The organism is Phyllobacterium sp. SB3 (assembly GCF_040009165.1).
GTDB lineage: Bacteria > Pseudomonadota > Alphaproteobacteria > Rhizobiales > Rhizobiaceae > Phyllobacterium.
Genome location: NZ_JBDYKI010000001.1, coordinates 978,918 through 999,009, shown reverse-complemented (window position 1 = coordinate 999,009; position 20,092 = coordinate 978,918). Strand labels below are relative to the sequence as shown.

Annotated in this window: 16 protein-coding genes and 1 pseudogene; 4 read left to right on the top strand and 13 right to left on the bottom strand. The window is 53.1% G+C overall.

The features are described 5' to 3' along the window. The first annotated feature begins 46 nt into the window (after positions 1-46). Together ABKW30_RS04885 and ABKW30_RS04880 are read left to right on the top strand one after the other, a co-directional pair. A complete protein-coding gene (locus ABKW30_RS04885; protein WP_348597042.1) occupies positions 47-1,159 on the top strand; it encodes a glycosyltransferase in 1,113 nt (370 codons plus the stop codon). A 519-nt stretch (positions 1,160-1,678) separates the two neighbouring features. Further along, positions 1,679-2,785 (top strand): acyltransferase family protein, encoded by a 1,107-nt coding sequence (locus tag ABKW30_RS04880; RefSeq protein WP_348597041.1) that lies wholly within the window; start codon positions 1,679-1,681, stop codon positions 2,783-2,785. A gap of 5 nt (positions 2,786-2,790) precedes the next feature. On the opposite strand, the gene ABKW30_RS04875 is transcribed toward ABKW30_RS04880, so the two are convergent. Together ABKW30_RS04875 and ABKW30_RS04870 are read right to left on the bottom strand one after the other, a co-directional pair. Next, on the bottom strand, positions 2,791-3,408 hold the full coding sequence (locus tag ABKW30_RS04875) for a ribonuclease D (protein WP_348597039.1): 618 nt from the start codon (positions 3,406-3,408) through the stop codon (positions 2,791-2,793). A gap of 12 nt (positions 3,409-3,420) precedes the next feature. After that, positions 3,421-4,809, bottom strand: a complete 1,389-nt coding sequence (locus ABKW30_RS04870) for a M20/M25/M40 family metallo-hydrolase (protein WP_348597037.1) — start codon at positions 4,807-4,809, stop codon at positions 3,421-3,423. 415 nt (positions 4,810-5,224) lie between these two features. Between ABKW30_RS04870 and polA the strand changes: the two genes are divergently transcribed. Continuing rightward, positions 5,225-8,173 (top strand): DNA polymerase I, encoded by a 2,949-nt coding sequence (gene polA, locus ABKW30_RS04865; RefSeq protein ID WP_348597035.1) that lies wholly within the window; start codon positions 5,225-5,227, stop codon positions 8,171-8,173. Between the two features lie 13 nt (positions 8,174-8,186). Here the strand turns inward: polA and ABKW30_RS04860 are convergent, their stop codons facing one another. The 11 genes and pseudogenes from ABKW30_RS04860 to ABKW30_RS04810 all read right to left on the bottom strand — a co-directional run bounded on the left by ABKW30_RS04860 (position 8,187) and on the right by ABKW30_RS04810 (position 18,898). After that, positions 8,187-9,767 (bottom strand): FGGY-family carbohydrate kinase, encoded by a 1,581-nt coding sequence (locus ABKW30_RS04860; RefSeq protein WP_348597033.1) that lies wholly within the window; start codon positions 9,765-9,767, stop codon positions 8,187-8,189. After that, on the bottom strand, positions 9,767-10,453 hold the full coding sequence (locus tag ABKW30_RS04855; protein ID WP_348597031.1) for an HAD family hydrolase: 687 nt from the start codon (positions 10,451-10,453) through the stop codon (positions 9,767-9,769). Before ABKW30_RS04855 ends, ABKW30_RS04860 begins: the two co-directional genes overlap by 1 nt. Beyond that, entirely contained in the window at positions 10,453-11,931 is a 1,479-nt protein-coding gene (locus ABKW30_RS04850) for a mannitol dehydrogenase family protein (protein WP_348597029.1), read from the bottom strand. Before ABKW30_RS04850 ends, ABKW30_RS04855 begins: the two co-directional genes overlap by 1 nt. Before the next feature lie 62 nt (positions 11,932-11,993). Next, a complete protein-coding gene (locus tag ABKW30_RS04845) occupies positions 11,994-12,770 on the bottom strand; it encodes an L-iditol 2-dehydrogenase (protein ID WP_348597027.1) in 777 nt (258 codons plus the stop codon). Positions 12,771-12,799: 29 nt separating this feature from the next. Beyond that, the gene (locus tag ABKW30_RS04840) at positions 12,800-13,798 is read right to left on the bottom strand and encodes an ABC transporter ATP-binding protein (protein ID WP_348597025.1); all 999 of its coding nucleotides are present in this window, start codon (positions 13,796-13,798) and stop codon (positions 12,800-12,802) included. 42 nt (positions 13,799-13,840) lie between these two features. Next, the gene (locus tag ABKW30_RS04835) at positions 13,841-14,671 is read right to left on the bottom strand and encodes a carbohydrate ABC transporter permease (RefSeq protein ID WP_348597024.1); all 831 of its coding nucleotides are present in this window, start codon (positions 14,669-14,671) and stop codon (positions 13,841-13,843) included. A 4-nt stretch (positions 14,672-14,675) separates the two neighbouring features. Continuing rightward, positions 14,676-15,548 (bottom strand): sugar ABC transporter permease, encoded by an 873-nt coding sequence (locus ABKW30_RS04830; protein WP_348597022.1) that lies wholly within the window; start codon positions 15,546-15,548, stop codon positions 14,676-14,678. Positions 15,549-15,648: 100 nt separating this feature from the next. Continuing rightward, complete coding sequence (locus ABKW30_RS04825; protein WP_348597624.1) at positions 15,649-16,914, bottom strand: sugar ABC transporter substrate-binding protein; 1,266 nt, start codon at positions 16,912-16,914, stop codon at positions 15,649-15,651. Between the two features lie 153 nt (positions 16,915-17,067). Further along, the gene (locus ABKW30_RS04820) at positions 17,068-18,024 is read right to left on the bottom strand and encodes a sugar-binding transcriptional regulator (RefSeq protein ID WP_348597020.1); all 957 of its coding nucleotides are present in this window, start codon (positions 18,022-18,024) and stop codon (positions 17,068-17,070) included. A 137-nt stretch (positions 18,025-18,161) separates the two neighbouring features. Continuing rightward, positions 18,162-18,449 (bottom strand): annotated as a pseudogene (locus ABKW30_RS04815) (SelT/SelW/SelH family protein); the annotation flags it as partial. Then, complete coding sequence (locus ABKW30_RS04810) at positions 18,446-18,898, bottom strand: hypothetical protein (protein WP_348597019.1); 453 nt, start codon at positions 18,896-18,898, stop codon at positions 18,446-18,448. The pseudogene ABKW30_RS04815 and the gene ABKW30_RS04810, both read right to left, overlap by 4 nt. A gap of 710 nt (positions 18,899-19,608) precedes the next feature. Between ABKW30_RS04810 and ABKW30_RS04805 the strand changes: the two genes are divergently transcribed. Beyond that, positions 19,609-20,088, top strand: coding sequence for a hypothetical protein (locus tag ABKW30_RS04805; RefSeq protein WP_348597017.1), 480 nt, complete (start codon positions 19,609-19,611; stop codon positions 20,086-20,088). The last annotated feature ends 4 nt before the right edge of the window (positions 20,089-20,092 follow it).

The window sequence follows — 20,092 nt, the reverse complement described above, 5'->3', positions numbered from 1 at the left end:
GCGCTGTTTTATCTTGTGCCCAGAATCCTGAGAGGCGAGACAAGCGATGCGCTTCCTGTTCATCATTGCAGATCTCGGACCAAATGGAGTGACGTATTCAAGACTGCGCTATGCAGGAGAACTGACGCGTCGGGGTCATTCTGTCACTATTCTGGCATTAGTGAACGGTGAAACGAGAAGTATTCCTGATGGAGTTGCATTTGAAGTTCTGGACCGGTCGGCAACGCGGCTAAGCGGCTTGATCCAGCAGATCAAATCTGCGCTGCGATTGCGGCAGTGGTTTAAGCAAGCTTCAAGACAGCAGCCATTCGACTTTGTCTCGTCCTCGTTGACCCCAGCTGACCGCGTTGTTGCCCGCGCTGGGCTTACAAACGTTTATCATTGGATACACATTGCCACTTCCGAGCTTGTTGCCGGTATAGCCGACTCGCGAAAACGCCAACGGCGTGGACGACTTTTGCGCCGCATCTATCATGGGAAACCGGTCATAGGTGTCTCGCAAGGGGTCATTGACGACCTTACCAAACTCAATGCAGTTCCATCCAGGGCTACTCTTGTTCACAATGGCTACGATGTTGAACACATACGCAAGCTGTCTGCCGAAAGGCCTGCCGATCTACCTGCAGAGCAATATTACATTCACGTCGGCCGGTTTGCTGCAGCCAAGCGCCATGATGTACTCTTTCATGTGTTGAGGCAGAGCGGAACAGCACGCAAGCTTTTGCTTTTGACCGACAAACCCAATGAAGCAATGGATCTTGCGCGACAGTACAAGCTGAATACGCAAGTGACGGCACTTAGCTTTCGTGACAACCCGTACGCCTACATGGCTGGTGCAGAAGCACTGCTTCTTTCGTCTGATCTTGAAGGCTTTCCGAATGTTCTGGTAGAAAGCCTGATTTCGGGAACCCCCATTATATCCACCGATTGTCCTTATGGCCCGGGGGAAATTCTGACAGGCCCTTATGCACAATGGCTCGTACCGACTGGTGATACGCAAGCTCTGTCGAACAAAATTCATGCGTTCGAAGCCGCGCCTTATGAAATCGAGCCTTGGCTTTACCAGCGCTTTACCCTTGCCGGCGCTATGGACCAGCTTGAAAAACTCGCTCGCTTTCCGGAAAAACCTTCTTTGGGACAATTTCGCCCCTTACTTTGATGTGATAAGCGGCGGATTGAGAAATCTGTTGGGTGGCGTTAGTCTTACCGCATCAAATCGGAAATTGGTCGATGCGTTATCTCATACTTGCAGGGCTTGTTATTAGCATCAGCGGCTGTGGCGGCGGTGCAATAAAGCGTTTAAGTCCCTCCCCTGATTCTGAGGCGCAATACCGGCTTGGTGGTTGCCAACTGCGGGGGCATGGTGCGTGTAAGGATTTGCCGGAGTCCGACGCGGAATCAGCCCCTTCAGAATAGCAAAAGATTATTATTTACAGGCCCTTGAAAATTCCCTTTATCAGCTATACTTTAATCCTTGCGTAACGAGCGGTTCTCCTCCCATTTTTTCGCTCGTTGCGTGTTCCCCTCTGGACGCATTAGCGTTCACAATTCGCCGGGCTCTTTGCCCGGCTTTTTTGTTTTTGTGCTGGTAGCACTTTTAAAATGCATCACCCGAATTTTACTTCCTATTCTCACTCTTAATGTATCAAAGACGAATGGGATGAGGGGAGCGCCGGAAATGGAAACCGTGGAGAAGATGCGTGTCGACTGGGTCGATGTTGCCAAAGGCATCTGCATTATCTTCGTGGTGATGATGCATTCCGTACTTGGCGTTGAGAACGAAGCTGGCTCACAAGGGTGGATGCATCCTGTTGTTGCATTTGCTCAGCCATTTCGGATGCCGGATTTTTTTCTGATTTCAGGCCTTTTTCTTAGCGTCGTCATCAACCGCTCGTGGACGCGGTATATTGATCGCAAAGTTGTGCATTTCGCTTACTTCTACGTACTCTGGCTGACTATCCAGTTTATGTTCAAGGCACCGGGGATTGTAGCGGAATCAGGAGTGTCTGGAGCCCTATCGGCCTATTTGCTGGCATTCGTGCAGCCATTTGGCACGTTGTGGTTCATATATCTTTTGCCGGTGTTCTTTGTTGTAACCCGGCTCCTCAAAGGAGCTAATGTCTGGCTGGTCTTTGCGGCAGCAGGATTGCTGGAAACATTGCCGATCCATACGGGATGGCTCGTGATCGATGAATTCTGCAGTCGGTATGTCTATTTCTTTGCGGGTTATGCATTCGCGCCCTCCATTTTCAGATTGGCTGAGCAATTACGCAGTAGACCCGTGGTGGCTGCCGGTATTCTCGGCGTCTGGGCAATTATCAATGGTTGGCTGGTTTTCAATTCCGCCACTGCGCCGTTCAGCGCATGGATACCAGAGGAGAGCTATACTTCCGGCGGCCTCGGAGGGTGGGCAAATGTACCGGTTATCTCCCTGATTTCAGGGTTTGCGGGAGCACTGGCAATTGTTTCAAGCTCAGCGTTAATTACTGTCTTACCGTGGCGGTGGATCACCCGGCCACTACGCTGGCTTGGGGCGCATTCAATCGTGGTCTATCTTGCATTCTTCCTGCCCATGGCCGTTGCCCGCTCGATACTTCTCAACACGGGAATCGTTCCAGATATCGGCACGATTTCGCTGCTTACCGTGATGAGTGGTGTTATTGGGCCGGTCATTCTTTATGGCCTTATCCAATTAACCGGATATGGCCATTTCCTGTTCAAACGACCGGCGTGGGCGCATATTGACCGCGCTCATAATGAGAATGCTCTGCCTTCAAATGCTTGATCGGCCTAGCTATGGGCGAAGATGTCCTGCTCGTCCCATCCCATCAAATCCAGCTTGGAGCGAGTGGGCAAAAACTCAAAACAGGCCGCCGCTTCTTCTGCACGTCCATCCCGCTCCAGACGTTGCTGGAGAATGATACGCAGGCGATGCAGATAAAGCACATCCGATGCGGCGTACTCAAGCTGTGCCTGACTGAGCTGTGGCGCGCCCCAATCCGAAGATTGTTGCTGCTTCGATAGATTGACTTCAAGCAACTCGCTACAAATCTCTTTGAGACCATGCCGATCCGTATACGTCCGTACCAGCCGCGATGCGATCTTTGTACAGAACACCGGCTTCGGCATTATCCCGAAGGTGTGAAACAGTACGGCAAGATCGAAGCGGCCGAAGTGAAAAATCTTGGTGACTGTGTTGTCACCAAGTAACTTCACCAGATTAGGGGCAAGAGTTTGTCCCTTGTCTATCTGTATGACGTCCGCCGTACCATCGCCCGGCGAAATCTGTACAACACAAAGCCTGTCACGATGCGGATTGAGACCCAGCGTCTCGGTATCGATGGCAACTGCGTCAACCTGATAATTATTCAGATCCGGCAGATCGTTGCGATGAAAGCGGATGGTCATATTATTTTCCTGTTATTTAGCGAGGGCATCGAGAATACGCGCCCAGGACCGCTGGCCCTTGTGGAATGAATTCAGCTCATATTTTTCGTTGGGAGAATGAATCCGATCATCTTCGAGGCCATAGCCAACGAGCAGCGATTCCATGCCAAGCATGTGCTGGAAATCGCCAACAATCGGAATTGAACCACCCATTGCAATAAGTACTGCGGGGTTTGGCCATTCATCGCTCAGGGCATTCTTTGCCTTGGAGAGCAATGGCGACTCATAAGAGAGCTGGATTGCCGGAGAACCACCATGTTCGTGGAATTCGACCGTGCAATCAGCAGGAATACGTGCCTGAACAAACGCACGAAACGCTTCACGGATTTTTGCAGGGTTTTGTTTGTGCACCAAGCGGAACGATACTTTCGCCGAGGCCTGCGCGGCGATTACCGTCTTGAAACCCTGTCCGGTATAGCCACCCGTAATGCCGTTGAACTCAGCTGTCGGACGCGCCCATATCAATTCCAGAACCGAACGGCCTTTTTCGCCAGATGGAATCGCAAGACCGACGGGCCCGAGGAAGTTTTCCGGCGTCGCATCCAGACCTTCCCACATCTGCAGTATCTGCGTCGGCGTTTCTTCAACACCATCATAGAAACCAGGAATGGTGACAGCACCATTCTCGTCATGAATATCAGCGAGAATTTTCGATAGGATGCGGATCGGATTGGCTGCGGCGCCACCGAACATACCTGAATGGAGATCACGATCAGCAGCTTTGATAATGATTTCTTCACCGACAAGTCCGCGAAGCCCTACTGAAATGGCCGGAGTTTCCGCATCCCACATACCGGTGTCGCATACCAAGGCAAAATCGGCTTTTAGCTCATCCTTGTGCGCTTCGAGAAAAGGCTTCAAAGAAGGCGAACCCGATTCTTCCTCACCTTCAAAAAGTATCGAGATTTTGACAGGAAGCTTACCGTGTACTTCCTTGTAGGCACGGCAGGCCTCAACGAAGGTCATCAACTGCCCCTTGTCATCCGACGTTCCGCGCCCAGTCAGAACTTTGCGACCATTGCCGACATCCTTGATGGCGGGATCAAAAGGATCATTCTCCCACAATTCAAGAGGATCAACCGGCTGAACGTCGTAATGACCGTAGAATAATACATGCGGGACGTCTTCGCTTGGACCAGCATGATGACCTACAACCATCGGGTGCCCCGGCGTATCCCGGACACTTGCTTCGAAACCAATCGACTTCAGATCCGCAACCAGCCATTCAGCAGCTTGGCGGCAGTCAGCCTTAAAAGCCGGGTCGGTTGAAATGGATTTTATTCTCAACAGATCAAAGAGGCGCTCCAGACTCTTATCGAGGTTGTTATCTAGCGCATTCAAGACAGGTTCGAGAGCTGACATGATGTTTCCTGAGTTCATTGACCGGGATTCGTGAAGGGAGCTCTTCTTAACGCATTTTCAGAGGAGGGGCACAAAAAAGTGCCATGAAAGCTGCCATAAAAGAAATGGCCGCCTTGGCGGGGGGACCAGAGGCGACCAGATCACTACTACACTCATTTTGCAGCCGCCCTGGAGAGGGGGACGGGAGGCTGCGACACTGGTATCAGGCGGGGGACGAGCCTTAAAAGACCAGTGATCGATCTAATGTCGATGAACTGGATTTGGGGGGTAAACCGTGGCAATTCAAGGGCACTGAAGATTACATCTTTGTAACAAAGGCGTGAACCGGATTTAACGTCAGGATGCCCACAGGAGTCACTGGAAACAACGCAACTCGTCATTTCCTTTTCTGCCGTGTTCATTTATTTCTGTTGCCATGAAAAAAGGTGACCATCTCTTCCTCGTCGACGGCTCCGGCTATATTTTCCGTGCCTATCATGCTCTTCCGCCGCTGACGCGAAAGTCGGATGGCCTGCCTGTCGGTGCGGTCTCGGGTTTTTGCAACATGTTGTGGAAGCTGTTGCGGGAAGCACGCGACACTTCGGTTCGGGACACACCCACGCACTTTGCAGTTATCTTTGATTACTCCTCAACGACATTCCGAAAAGAAATTTATCCGGAATACAAGGCAAACCGTTCAGCCCCACCGGAAGATTTGATTCCTCAATTCGGTTTGATCCGGCAGGCCACAAAGGCATTCAACCTGCCTTGCATCGAGAAAGAAGGCTACGAGGCGGACGACCTCATCGCCACTTATGCTCGCATGGCGGAAGCTGTCGGCGCTGAAGTAACGATCATCTCCTCCGATAAAGACCTGATGCAGCTCGTTACGCCGCTGGTGTCGATGTATGACAGCATGAAGGACAAGCAGATCGGCATTCCTGAAGTTATCGAGAAATGGGGCGTGCCACCTGAAAAAATGATCGACCTGCAGGCAATGACGGGCGACTCTACCGACAACGTGCCTGGCATTCCGGGGATCGGGCCCAAAACCGCGGCGCAATTGCTGGAGGAATTTGGCGATCTGGATACGCTGCTTACACGTGCAGGTGAAATCAAGCAGCAGAAACGACGTGAGAATATAATCCAGTATACCGAACAGGCATTGATTTCACGCCAGCTTGTTACGCTGAAAACAGACACGCCAATTGACGTTGGTCTTGAAGACTTTGTTTTGGAGCCACAGAACGGGCCCAAGCTTGTTGCATTTCTGAAATCAATGGAATTCAATTCCCTAACCCGCAGAGCTGCGGAAGCAACCGGTGTGGATGCCAGCGAAATCGAAGCTGCCAACCTTAAGATAGAAGCCGTTGCCGAGGCCCATGGTCCCGATTTGGATATGGCTGAGTCCAATACCGATCCTAAAGTCGAACCCTCAGATCCGACTATTGTTTCAAACAAACCCACCTCTACCAATGTTGCTGCCACACCAGCCGATCTTGTAAAATCACGCACCGACGAAGCGCTTTCCGCCAAAATTGATCGCAGTGCTTATACGACCATTCGCGATGCTGCTTCACTGCAAATCTGGATCGACGAAGCCATGACATCAGGCGTCGTAGCGTTCGATACGGAAACAACATCCTCCGATCCGATGCAGACCGAGATTGTTGGCCTATCTCTGGCCACGCTGCCCGGCCGTGCTGCCTATATTCCGATCAATCATAAAACACGAGACGGCGACCTTTTGGGTGGTGGGCTGCTTGAGCACCAGATTCCTGAAGCTGAGGTTTTCCGACTATTGAAACCAATGCTCGAGGACGCTTCCGTTCTCAAAATCGCTCACGCCATGAAGTACGAGTGGCTTGTCATGCACAGGCATGGCATTGACCTTCATCCGGTCGATGACACGATGCTTATATCCTACGTACTTGATGCCGGTGAAGGCCACCATAATATGGATAGCCTTTGCGACCGATGGCTGGGCCATAAACCTTTGGCCTACAAAGATTTGATCGGCTCTGGTAAGTCGGCAGTTACATTTGACAAGGTTGATATTGAACGCGCAACTGAATATGCCGCAGAAGACGCTGATGTCACGCTGAGGCTTTGGCGATTGCTTAAACCACGGCTTGTTGCGGATGGGCTGAGTTCCGTTTACGAGCGGCTCGAACGGCCGCTTATTCCTGTACTTGCGCGCATGGAAGAACGCGGCATTTCCGTCGATCGGCAAATCTTGTCACGCCTGTCAGGCGATCTTGCGCAATCGGCCGCCGCTATCGAAGAAGAGATCTACAAGCTTGCCGGCGAGAAGATCAATATCGGCTCACCTAAGCAGATGGGCGATATATTGTTCGGGAAAATGGGATTGCCGGGGGGGTCCAAGACCAAGACGGGGCAATGGTCCACGTCTGCGCAACTTCTCGAAGACCTAGCTGCCGAAGGACATGAACTGCCGCGCAAAATCGTCGATTGGCGGCAGCTGACAAAGCTGAAGTCCACTTATACTGACGCGCTTCCCGGATATATTCATCCCGATACCAAGCGGGTGCATACTTCCTATGCGATGGCTGCCACTTCGACCGGCCGCCTCTCATCGTCGGAGCCCAACCTGCAGAACATTCCTGTCCGAACCAGCGAAGGTCGCAAGATTCGTACTGCATTCATCGCAACGCCCGGCAACAAGTTGATTTCCGCCGACTATAGCCAGATCGAACTGCGTGTACTGGCACATGTGGCAGAAATCCCGCAGCTCACCCAAGCCTTTGCCGACAGTATCGATATTCACGCGATGACGGCTTCGGAAATGTTTGGCGTTCCAGTTGAAGGCATGCCTTCTGAAGTCCGACGGCGGGCGAAGGCCATCAACTTCGGCATTATCTACGGCATTTCTGCCTTTGGTCTTGCAAACCAGCTATCAATTCCACGTGAAGAAGCCAGTCAATACATCCGTACCTATTTCGAGCGTTTCCCAGGCATCAAGGATTATATGGAAGCGACGAAAGCCTTTGCTCGTCAGCATGGCTATGTCGAAACGATTTTCGGGCGCCGCGCGCATTATCCTGAAATCCGTTCGTCAAATCCGCAACTGCGTGCGTTCAACGAACGTGCCGCCATCAATGCACCTATCCAAGGGTCCGCAGCAGATATTATTCGCCGCGCCATGGTGCGCATGGATGCCGCTCTGAAAGACGCAAACCTTTCTGCCCGTATGTTGCTTCAGGTACACGACGAACTTGTTTTTGAAACAAGTGACGATGAAGTGGATGCAACACTTCCAGTCATTCGCGAAGTGATGGAGAACGCCGCCATGCCTGCGATTTCCCTCTCGGTTCCACTGCAGGTTGACGCTCGCGCCGCTTCAAACTGGGAGGCTGCGCACTAGTCAGCTGACATTACTATTGCATTGCGTCCAGCGCTTTGCGCTGGGCGTGCATCTCAAGGAAGATGCGATAATCGCGATCAAGGCGCTGACGCGCTGCCGGGTCAGGCTGACGTACCCGGCCTCCTTGCTTCATTGCAGCGCATGCCGAAGGCAAGTCAGGAAATATGCCCGCTGCTGTTGCCGCAACCATTGCTGTGCCGAGGAGCACTGCGTCCTCCGCTGCGGAGGTTATTACAGTACAGCCTGTAGCATCCGCATAAAGCTCCATAAGTAGCGGGCTCTTGATGTGCCCACCGGTGACATGCATCGTGTCGATTGCATAACCTTTGTCATTGAACGCATCGAGAATATGGCGCACACCAAGCGATATGCCCACAGCTGTACGCCAATAAAGTCGGCAAAGACTATCAAATGATGAGTCCAGCGTCAGGCCGCTGATGACACCAACCGCATGGGGGTCCGCCAGCGGTGAACGATTCCCGTGAAAGTCTGGCAGAACGTGCAATCGATGTGCAAGATCTGGCTCCGTTTCTCGAAGCTCCATGATACGCGCAGTGATCTTCTTATGAACGTCACCGCTCGGCTCACCACCGGCCCCGTGCCAACGGATAATATGATCGAGTAAGGCGCCGGTTACGGATTGGCCGCCCTCGCTGAGCCAAACATTGGGTAGCGCAACGCCGTGATATGGTCCCCAACCACCACGAAATGAAATCGGTTCTTGCGACAATGCCATGAGGCAGCTTGACGTTCCCGCAATCAATGCAAGATGGCGATCAATCTGCGAAAGGTCTCCGGCAAAGCCGCCAAGAACTCCGAGAGAACCCGCAAACGCGTCGATCAAGCCAGCACCTACATGACAATTTGTCGTGAGACCTAATGCTTTTGCTGCTTCGCTGGTCAGCGCTCCAATATCTGTTGCCACCGGACTTGCAACTTCAGGCAGATGCCCACGTTCAATCAAATCTTCCAAGCCGATAGCCGCCAGATAATCCGTCTGCCAGCCTTGCTCTTCATGCGCCAGATAGGTCCATTTACATGTCAGCGTGCATTGCGAACGCGCCAGTGAACCGGTGGCTTTCCAGCTGAGATAATCTGCAAGATCAAAGAAATAGCCTGCTTTATTCCATGTATCGGGCAGATGACGCTTCAACCACATCAGTTTTGGCGTCTGCATTTCCGGCGACATGACGCCGCCCAGAAAATCGAGGACCTTGTGACCAGTCGCTGTACACTCGTCAGCTTCATTCAGGGCGCGATGATCCAACCAGACAATCGTATCCCATCGCTGCTCGCCGGATGTTGAGACCGTAAGTTGCTTTGTCGCTGTATCGCGAACCACCAATGAACAGGTTGCATCGAAACTGAGACCGGCAATGTCCGCAGGATCAACTTTGGCTGCCGCGACAGCACCTTGCACGGCGATGCATACGGATTTCCAGATATCTTCCGAATCATGCTCGGCGTGATCACCTTTTGGGCGATTCATCAGAATTGGGTGTTCGACACGACCAAGAAGATTGCCATCTGCATCAAGAATGCCCGCACGGGCGCTTCCTGTGCCAACATCTACAGCGCAGACAAATTGCGGCATCAACGAACTTTCAATACGGCTTCCTGTGGGGAGAGTAAGCCAGGTAATTGCGACATGTCGTTGAATATAAGGTCTGGGCCAAGAGACGCAAGCGCTGACTCAAGCCTGCCACCGCGTGAATGCGTCCCACCGGTAAAGGCGAAGACACGCATACCCGCTGCCTTTGCGGCTTGAATACCTGCAGGACTGTCTTCGATGACTAAACAGTTATGGGGATCGACACCCATCGTCTTCGCAGCAAACAGAAAAAGGTCGGGGGCTGGCTTACCATTCTTGACCATGGTTGCACTGAAAATATGTGGATCAAGCAGATCGATGAGCCCGGTCAAATTTAATGAGAGGCGAATGCGCTCCGGTTGGCTCGATGAAGCAACACAGCGCGGCAAATGCAAGCGTTTCAGTGTTTCGGCAATACCGGGGATTGGTTTGAGATCTGATTCAAAGCGGCTATAGAGGCTGTTCCGCATTTCATCCAGATCGGCTTCACTGGCAGCAAAGCCATACCCTTCGTGCAAAACCTTACTGATCGTCGCCATGCTGCGACCGAGGAAACGATCATAAGCGTCATCCTCGGACATGGTAACGCCGCTCTTGCCGATCATTTCCAGCAATACGGCAATTGAAATCGGCTCGCTATCGACAAGCACTCCATCGCAATCGAAAATGACGAGTGAAGGGGCCGACATCACAGTTTGTCTTCGAGATAGAGCTTCAAGGTTTCGCGCGCGCCTTTGTCCCAGAGTGTCCGGAGAATACGCGAAAATGATTCGACGAAAACCGGTGTTGTTCCTACATCGCCAAAAATATCGGTCATGGCAAGGAATGCCTTAGGATCATCCTTGGCTTTCAGGGCCTCAATCTTTAAACGCTCAGCACTGGCATCCAGATAGTCTGTCGGCTTACCACTGTCAGTTGTGCCAGCACAGAACCGGCACCAAAGCGCTGACACCAGAGAAAGCCCAGTAATACTCTTACCAGCCTTCAACCTGTCGGCAGTCGTGGGAAGGATAAATTTGGGTTGGCGATTCGAGCCGTCCTGACAGAGCCGCTGGATGGTATCGCCAATCTTTGGATTGGAAAAGCGCCGGACAATAAGGTCGAAATATTCATCGAATGGCATATCGGGAACAGGAGGAAGGACGGGAATTATTTCTTCGCGTTCCAGTTTCGTCAGAAAATCGCGTATCAGCGGTTCTTCCATGGCTTCATGGACAAAGTGAATATCCATCAAAGATGCTGGATAGGCAATCGCCGCATGTCCACCATTCAGAATACGGATTTTCATCAGTTCATAGGGTGCCACGTCCTGAACGAACGTCACACCAACCTTCTCAAGCGCCGGCCGACCTGTAGGGAAGTGGTCCTCCAACACCCATTGTTTGAAGGGCTCGCAGAATACCGGCCAGTTATCCTCAACGCCGAAATCTGTCGCAAGAAGATTGCGCTCACGATCCGTCGTTGCCGGCGTAATGCGATCCACCATTCCATTTGGAAAAGCGACATTCTGCTTGACCCAATCCGCAAGCAAAGGATCAATCAATGCCGCAAGTCCGCTAATGGCATCGCTGGTCACATGGCCATTACCCGGAATATTATCGCAAGACATAACAGTAAACGCAGGTGTGCCCTCGTTACGGCGGCGAACAAGACCAGCAAGTATCAAGCCGAAAACGGTCTTGGGAGATTCCAAATTGGCCGCATCGGCTACAATCGCCGGATGCTGAGGATTGAACTTTCCGGAAGCGGGGTCGATGAAATAACCACCTTCCGTAATCGTCATTGAGACAATGCGGATTTGCGGATCAGCAAGTCGTGCGATTGTATTCGCGGCATCACCCGGTTGCAGATAGTCAATCATGGCAGAAGTGACGTGCGCAGTGCGATGTCCGCTATCCTGTTCCACTACTGTTGTCAGCCAGTCCTGCTCCTTCAATTTCTGACGCATCGTTTCATCAGACGGGAGAACCCCGGCGCCGACTAATCCCCATTCGTGGTCCGTCCCGGCATTGAAAAGTTCGTCCAGATATACCGCCTGATGGGCACGGTGAAAATTTCCGATGCCGAAGTGAATGATACCGGCTTTCAGATCCGATTGCTTGTAGCTGGGGACGCCAACATTGCCAGGCAGTTCCTGTAAAGCTTGTTTTGAAAGTTTAACGGTCATCGGGATCAACCCTTCTTTTCATTCATGCAAGGAGGCGCGGTTGGCGACGCAAACCTCCAACCTCAGCTCATCCAATTTCCGCCATCGACATTATATGTCTGTGCCACCACGTAGTCGCTGTCGCTGGAGGCAAGGAACACGGCCATGCCGGTCAAATCGTCCGCCGTCCCCATTCTGCCAAAAGGCACAGCTTCGCCAACGAGGCGTTTCTTTTCGCCTAGTGGCCTGTTTTCATACTTGGCAAAGAGTGCATCCACCCCTTCCCAATGCTCGCCATCGACTACGCCGGGTGCAATCGCATTCACGTTGATGCCATGCTCGATAAGGTTTAGACCTGCAGATTGGGTAAGGCTGATAATGGCAGCTTTCGTAGCGCAGTAAATTGCAACAAGTGCTTCACCGCGGCGCCCCGCCTGACTGGCCATATTGATGATTTTGCCGCCTTTACCACGCTTGATCATGGTTTTGGCTACAGCCTGCAATGTGAAAAGAGTGCCCGCAAAGTTCACGGCAAACAGCTTGTCGTAGCTTTCTCGGCTGATTTCGACGATGGGAGCAAGATCAAAAAGAGCGGCATTGTTTATCAGAATGTCGATACCACCAAACTTCTCGACGGTCTCCGAAACAGCGCCATCTATCGAACTCTGGTTGCTCACATCAAGCTGAACAGCATAAGCTTGGCTACCCAGTTCGGCAGCCGTCTGTTGCGCACGTTCCAGATTGATATCGGCTATTATCACATGATCTACGCCTTCGCGTATGTAGGCCTCGGCGAACGTACGGCCGATGCCTCGTGCCGAACCAGTGATAAATGCGATCTTGCCTGCAAGCCTGCTCATTTCGTATGCCTGTCTTTCCCGTGTATGTTTTATATGGCTTGGCCGTTTGCGTCGAAGCGATGCAGGCGTGCCGAATCCGGCGTCAGATAGACCGACTGACCATGCTCCGTTGCAAAGTCGCCATCTGTGCGCACTGTGATCTTGCCAACTCCATCTGCATCAACATGGATGAATGTGTCAGAGCCCAGATGTTCCGTAACGCCGACGGTGCCTTTCCAGGCACCTTCAGTCTTGGAAATCTGGACATGCTCCGGTCGCACACCCAAGGTTGCGGCGTTATGTTTTTCAGCTGCTGCACCACTGACGAGATTCATGCGGGGCGAGCCGATGAAGCCCGCCACGAAAACATTCGTTGGGCTTTTATAAAGTTCAAGCGGGGAACCAACCTGCTCAATTCTGCCAGCATTTAGCACGACAATTTTGTCGGCCATGGTCATCGCTTCCACCTGATCATGCGTAACATAAATCATCGTGGTCTTGAGCTGATGATGAAGATCACTGATCTCCAGACGCATGTTACCACGCAGAGCTGCATCGAGGTTGGATAGCGGCTCGTCGAACAGGAATGCCTTTGGCTGACGCACAATTGCACGACCGATAGCAACACGCTGGCGTTGACCACCCGAAAGTTGGCCGGGCCTGCGATCCAGATAGTTTGTCAGGTTGAGAATATGTGCCGCGTCCTTGACCTTCTTGTCGATAGCGGACTTTTCCTGGCCATCCATCTTCAGCGGAAAAGCTATATTCTGATAGACGCTCATATGCGGATAAAGCGCATAGGACTGAAACACCATTGACAGGCCACGCTTGGCCGGTGCTTCGCTTGACATGTCCTTGCCATCGATAATGATGCGCCCGCCACTCAAATCTTCAAGTCCGGCGATCATACGCAACAATGTCGACTTTCCGCAGCCGGAGGGTCCAACGAAGACAACGAATTCGCCATCATTGATTTCAAGATCGATTTCCGGAATGACCGAAGTGGTGCCGAACGACTTCGATACTTTTTCGAGTGTTATGCTTCCCATAATATTTTTCCCATCTCTTTTGGCCGCGCCAAATGTCAGAAATTATTTGACGGCACCGAAGGTCAAGCCGCGAACCAGTTGCTTCTGGCTGAACCAACCCATGATAAGGATCGGGGCAATAGCCATGGTGGATGCGGCTGACAGCTTTGCCCAGAACAAGCCCTCCGGGCTGGAATATGAGGCAATGAAAGCGGTTAGCGGTGCAGCATTTGCGGCCGTAAGGTTTAGCGTCCAAAATGCTTCGTTCCATGCAAGGATGATGTTCAGGAGCATTGTTGAAGCAATACCGGGGATCGCCATCGGGGTCAGCACATAGACAATCTCTTTCATTAGAGACGCGCCATCCATACGTGCTGCCTCAAGAATTTCACCCGGAATTTCCTTGAAGTAGGTGTAAAGCATCCAGACAATGATCGGCAGATTGATCATTGTGAGAACTGCGACAAGACCCAAACGAGAGTCGAGCAGCCCCCAATCACGAAATATCAGGTAGAGCGGAACAAGCACACCAACCGAAGGCATCATCTTTGTGGAAAGCATCCACATCAGAATGTCCTTGGTTCGTTTGGTTGGCGAGAAAGCCATAGCCCAAGCTGCCGGTATCGCAAGCGCGAGACCGAGCAGTGTCGAGCCGACCGAAATGACAATGGAGTTCATCACATGCTTGCCATAGTCGGAACGGCTTTGCACTTCGTGATAATTCTCCAGCGTCCAGTCAAAAAACAGGAACTGCGGCGGCGTTGCGACCGCTGTTCCCTCCGTCTTGAAGCTGGTGAGGAAAGTCCACAAGATCGGAAAGAAGATCAGGAACCCGATGCTCCAGCCGATAATTGTAAAGATAAGCTTGCGTTGTGTTGTAACTGAGCGGGCCATGATTCTACCTCTCCAGGTTCTTGCCGATGAGGCGAATGAGGAAGAAGGCAACGATGTTTGCGAGAATAACCGCAACAATACCGCCAGCTGAAGCTCCACCTACATCAAACTGTAGAAGCGCTTGCGAATAGATCAGGTAAGCAATGTTTGTCGTTTGCAGACCCGGACCACCATTGGTCGTCACCAAAATTTCGGCGAAAACACTCAACAGGAAGATCGTCTGGATCAGAACGACAACGGTAATCGCGCGTGAAAGATGCGGCAGCACCAGATAAATGAAACGTGAGAGCGGTCCAGCGCCATCCATTTCTGCTGCTTCAATCTGCTCGCCATCAAGCGATTGCAGGGCAGTGAGAAGGATTAGTGTTGCGAAAGGTAGCCATTGCCACGCCACAATCAGGATAATGGAAAACAGTGGAACTTGCGCAAACCAATCCACTGGCTGAAATCCAAAGGACCGCGCAATCCATGCGAACAACCCGTTGACCGGGTGCATCAGCATGTTCTTCCAAACAAGGGCCGACACAGTCGGCATAACGAAAAACGGTGCAATGACCAGAAGGCGGACAATACCCTGCCCCCAGAATGGCTGGTCCAGGACGATGGCCAGCAGGATGCCGCCAATGACCGTGATCAGCAGCGTTCCCCCGACGAGAAGTAGCGTATTGCCTAGAGCCGTGAAAAAGGCCGGATCAGTCAGGAAGTACTGGTAATTGAGAAAACCGACATATTCCTCTGTTCCCGGCATCAGGAGATTGTAGCGCAGGAACGAGAAGTACAGCGTCATGACAAGCGGCACGATCATCCACAAAAACAAGAGGATGACGGCGGGCGACATCATGAGACGGGCGGTAGCGCGTGTCTGAAGTGTAGCCATGGTCAGGATCCAATACAGCGATCATTGAAAATGCGGATGAACAAAGGAGGCCCGGACGGCCCCGGCATTCGCGCCAGAACCGTCCGGAGCCAGGAGGATTCTACTTGATGTAACCGCCCTTGGTCATTTCGCGGGTGGTCAGTGCCTGCGCACTCTGCAAGGCCTGATCGACGGTTACAGAACCGGCAAGTGCTGCCGAGAACTGCTGGCCAACTGCCGTGCCAAGACCCTGAAATTCAGGAATGGCAACAAACTGGCCACCCGTATAAGGAACCGGCTTGATTGTCGGCTTGCTGGTATTGGCAGCGGTCATCGCATCCAGCGTAATCTTGGCGAAAGGTGCGGCCTTCTGGTATTCCGGATTGGCATAGAGCGATGTACGTGTGCCCGGAGGAACGTTAGCCCAGCCTTCCTTGCTGGCGACCAGTTCGGTATAGGCCTTGTCTGTTGCCCAGGACACGAACTTCTGCGCGGCTTCTGCCTTCTTCGTACCGGCTGGAATGCCGAGGTTCCATGCCCAGAGCCAGTTGCCGTGGTTTTCCACGCCGCCAGTCGGGAACAGCGCATAGCCGACCTGATCTGCTACCTTCGATTCCTTCGGGTTGGTCACGAAGGAAGCAGCAACCGTAGCATCGATCCATATGCCGCATTTACCGGTCTGAAACAGAGCGAGATTTTCGTTGAAGCCATTCGATGAAGCACCGGCAGGTCCAGCTTCCTTCATCAGGTCGACATAGAATGTCAGCGCCTTCTTCCATTCTGGCTGGTCGAACTGCGGTGCCCACTTCTCATCGAACCAGCGCGCGCCGAAGGAGTTGGCTGTCGCTGTCAACAGCGCCATGTTTTCGCCCCAACCGGCCTTACCGCGCAGGCAGATGCCGTAAGTCTCTGTGGACTTGTCCGTCATCTTTTTCGCCGCATCGGCAATCTGGTCCCAGGTTGGCTTTTCCGGGATGGTCACGCCAGCCTTTTCAGCCAAATCCTTGCGATACATCACCATTGCGCTTTCGCCGTAGAATGGCGAGGCATAGAGCTTGCCATCAACGGAAACGGCATCACTGATCGAAGGCAGGAGATCGGCTTTGTCATAATCAGCACCCAGACCGTCGAGCGGCAGAAGCCAGCCCTGCTTGGCCCAGATTGGCACTTCGTAGGTGCCAATGGTCATCACGTCATACTGGCCACCCTTGGTAGCGATGTCAGTGGTTACGCGCTGGCGCAGGACGTTTTCTTCGAGTGTTACCCATTCCAGCTTGATGTCCGGATTTTTCTTGGTGAAATCATCTGTCAGTTTCTGCATGCGAACCATGTCGCCATTGTTGACCGTTGCAATGGTCAATGTCTCGGCATGGGCAAAGCTGACCATGGCCGCGACGGAAACCGCGCCGAGCAGAAGCGTTCTCTTAAGCATTTCATTCCTCCCGAATGTTATGAGCAATTGCTTGTAGTGTGGGCAAATACTCACATATAGGCGAAATGAGTCAAGGGTAATTCGTCGCTGCAGTGCACAATAGAAGTTCTATCCGTCGGCTAAAAGCGCCTCCGCGGTGCGCTCATCGGTGATCAAGCCGTTGATAAGATTGCCCTTGAGAGCCGCCGCAATGCCGGGCATCTTCTTTTGTCCCTTGGCAATCGCAATGACTGTCGCAGTCTCGCGCGAAGGAATAAGCGCGCTGGCAACACGCTCATTGGTCAACCCTTCAATGGCAACACCATTGCGATCAAAGGCGTGACCGACAATTTCGCACACGGCACCAGCCTGTCTCAAGGCCAGCAATTCGGCCCGCGAGATGAAACCATCGACAAAGAGCGGCGCGTCATCTTCCAGATCACCAATGCCGATAAAGGCGACGTCCGCCTTGGCTGACAAACCCAGCACGGAGCGAATCATCGGTTGGGCGTGCAGGAGTTCGCGTTCTTCCGGCGAGGACGCGATAACCGGCAGCGGCATCGGGAAACTGCGCGCCTTGATCTTTTCGGCAATGTTGAAAATGACGTTATAGAAAGCAGCCGAACCATCCGGCGCGATATTGCCGGTCAGCGATACCACCTTGTGTTGTGCACAATCAATGGGTGACAATATTTCGATGGCTGCTTTCAGCGTACGCCCTGTACCAATGCCGACAATCACCGGCGCTTCGGTCTTCAGCCAGCGGGTCATTTCCGCGGCTGCCGCATCGGCAACACCAAGGGTCGTCGAAGTGGAGCCGGGATCGGTCGGCACGACTTCCGCCATCTTCAAGCCGAAACGCTGTTTCAGCCGCGCCGCCAGATCGAGACAATTTGCAATCGGATGATCGAGCCGAACCTTAACCAGCCCTTCGGAAACTGCAAGCGAGACCATCCGCTGCGCCGACTGGCGCGACACGCCGAGCTTTGCAGCAATCTCGTCCTGGGTATTGCCGGCAACATAATAAAGCCAGCCGGCCCGCGCCGCATCATCCAGTCTGGTTGTGGTAACTTCCGGCTTACTCACTTGTCTGCCTCATCTCGGGAAGCTGGGATTCCCGTTATGCGTGGTTCGACAAGCTCACCATGAGGAATGATGGCAGTCTCCCTCTCATCTTTGGCAGGCTCTTCCTCCCTCATCCTGAGCTTGTCGAAGGATGCACCGCTCGCCTTGTGCCCGTCGGAATGGCCGAGATCGCGCTCCGGCCAGACAATATCGCGGACTCTCTGTTTCAGCACCTTGGCTTCGGGAAACCCGCCATCGCGCTTGCGCTCCCATATGAGATCGCCATTGACGTGGATTTCAAAAATGCCGCCTGTGCCGGGGATAAGCGCCACTTCGCCGAGATCAGCGCCAAAGGTGGAAAGCAGTTCCTGCCCCAGCCAGGCTGAGCGCAGCATCCAGCTGCATTGGGTGCAATAGGTAATGGTAATGCGCGGTTTCGTTGTCATGTCTCCTCTACTACCATTTTCTCGCTGGGATGTAAGGTGCCGTCCGGCGCAACGAGCGGGTTGTAACCGGATATCAGAATTGCCAGCATCTCGCGCACGCCTGCTCGCGCCCGCTCAGCCATTTCAATAGTTCCGCATAGCGGCAAAAGCGGGACATCATAACCGTCGCCCGGGTTGCGCGCGCGCCATCCCGTGCAGCATTGCTTGCGACGGCATACGGCCTTGTTGCAAGTCTTGTGATAACCGTACGCCGTTGCCATGCCCTGAAACAGCGCCAGCATAACCACATGGCGCCGGTGAGTCCGCTTGTTCATTTCCCACTGGGCCTCGTACTGCTCATCCGTCTGCACCGGATGCCTTGGCCAACGTTTAATCGGCAATTCCGGCAGCGGGTCGGGTATGAATTTGCAGAATGGAATGAGTTCGTTCGGCCGTGATTGTTTGCGCATGCTGATTTTCTCCGAGGTTTATCGTTGCCACGCCCGCTTTTGCGTCTGGCTGTTGATGGGTGGGGAAAGACGGGCGGTCATCGAAGCGCGTCTTGGTAGATAAATTATGCGATCCGAGGACCGCCCGTCCGGCGATTTTGTCATCTGCCCGTTCCGCTTGGGGGGCTCCGGCTGCATCAGGCACGCCATTGGCGGCATGCCCTTGGTCGCCGACGCCCCTTAAAGTGCTCGTCCAGCACGCGCCGCTCCTAGTAACGGCAGGGGAACCCTTGGACAGAACTTCCCCGGACAACGGGTCCGTAACCCGCCATCGGAGGCGCCCATCCTTCCCCAACTTCGAACGGCTCCGGAAGCAGTTCCCCGTGGGAAGGACACGCAAAGAATAAATCAGCTCCAAAGCTGTTGGATAAGTTTTCCGAGATTATTTTTTGGAGTGGTTGCAAATTCATTCAAAAAGAACCCCTCCCTGCTGCTACGCAGCTTCCCTCCCCACAAGGGGGAGGGTAAGGCGGCAGCACCTGTTACATCTCTCATGAAGTCTGGAAATTGTTTCCGGATGAAGCTCTGTGACCCTCCCCCTTGTGGGGAGGGAAGCTGCGTAGCAGCAGGGAGGGGAGCAGAATGGCCAAACTACTCCCAACCTGCCATCCTCCTGACAGAAGGTTGTCAGGAGCCCTGCGCTATAACCCACCCAACACAGGGGGATGGCCATGGACGGATCACCACATATTACCGGCAGTGCAGCGGATTTCGATTTTCTCGTCGGCGATTGGAAAATCCGCAACCTTCGGCTGAAAGAACGATTTGTCGGCTGCCATATCTGGGATGAGTTTCACGCCACTTCCACCGTGCGCAAGCTTTTGGACGATACCGCCAATCTTGAAGAAATGGACATGCCCTCCCAAGGCTTTTCCGGCATAACCCTGCGCCTGTTCAACCCGCGCGATGGATCATGGTCGCTGCATTGGGCTGACAGCCGCAGCAACTATCTGTTTCCGCCGGTCATCGGCCATTTTGAAGGTGGCAAGGGCGTGTTCTACGGCAACGACACCGATAATGGCACGCCGGTGCGCGTGCGTTTCCTATGGACACCCTCGCCCAGAGCCCCACTCTGGGAGCAGGCCTTTTCCAAGGATGGCGGCGAAACATGGGAAACCAATTGGGTGATGGAATTCAGCCGCATCGCATAGCTGA